At 41.1% G+C, this 1,073-nt stretch carries 1 protein-coding gene; it reads right to left on the reverse strand.

Annotated features, from left to right (window positions below; translation table 11 throughout):
• Nucleotides 1–10 precede the first annotated feature (10 nt).
• Nucleotides 11–871, reverse strand: coding sequence for an RNA-guided endonuclease InsQ/TnpB family protein (locus F6K20_RS39590; RefSeq protein ID WP_009149329.1), 861 nt, complete (start codon nucleotides 869–871; stop codon nucleotides 11–13).
• Nucleotides 872–1,073: the final 202 nt, after the last annotated feature.

Consider the following 1,073-nt stretch of genomic DNA (forward strand, 5'->3'; position numbering starts at 1 on the left):
AGACGAAACCTTAGAAGAGTGCAGCCTTACAACAAAACCTGCCACCTTTGATGCATAGCCTATCAACTATAAAGGCTGCACTCTTCTTGCGGTAACTTCTAACCAGTCTCTTGGCATGTTCTTCACGTTGTCTACTTATTTTAAGGTGTGTCCTGCCTAGCCTATTAACTGCTTTCCTACGGTTGGCTGAGCCTTTCTTTTTGCGAGATACTCGACGTTGGTAAAATTTTAAACGCTTTTCTCCCTTCCTGTAGAAATGAGGATTAGGTTCAGTATTTCCATCAGAGTCAGTATAAAACTCCTTTAGTCCTACATCCAATCCGACGTTTCTACAGGAAGGTTTTAGGTCTTCTTTTATGTCAACTGCTATGCAAAATTGCACATAGTACCCATCAGCTCGTTTCACAATTCGGACTCGCTTAATTTGATTTTTGTCAAATTGCCACAAGTCCCATTTCCCTTTGAGTTTAAGTTTCCCTATTCCTTTCTTGTCGCTAAAGGTTATAGCCTTTTTATCAGGAGACAGTTTCCACCCAGACTGCTTGTACTCTACCGACCTACATTGCTTCTGAAATCTAGGAAAACCCTTTTTGCCGGGTTTTTTCTTTTTGCAGTTGTCATAAAACCGGACTATAGATGACCATGCACGCTCAGAAGCTGCTTGTCGTGCCGTTGAGTTTAGTTCATTAGCAAAAGGAAACTGTTTAGCTAGTATCTTGCAGTATTTACTAAGATCATATTTTCCAGTCCCTTTATTGTCCATCCACAATCTAATGCAAGAATTACGAATAAACTTGACCGTCCGAATAGCCTCGTCTATTGCAGTGTACTGACTATCTTTACCGTACGCTTTGAATTCAAGTATGATCACCGGATATCGACCTCCTCCGTTACTATTTTATTCTACACTATCTGGCGACAAATACCCGGACAGATTCAAATATTTACGGCGACTAAAGTCGCTACTAGCTTTCATCCCGGAGACGAAACCTGATTAATAGTGCAGCCTTACAACAAAACCTGTCACCTTTAATGCATAGCCTACCAACTTGCTTTGGCTGCACTATTCTTGC

This window comes from Moorena sp. SIO2C4 (genome assembly GCF_010672485.1).
In the GTDB taxonomy this organism is placed as follows: domain Bacteria; phylum Cyanobacteriota; class Cyanobacteriia; order Cyanobacteriales; family Coleofasciculaceae; genus Moorena; species Moorena producens.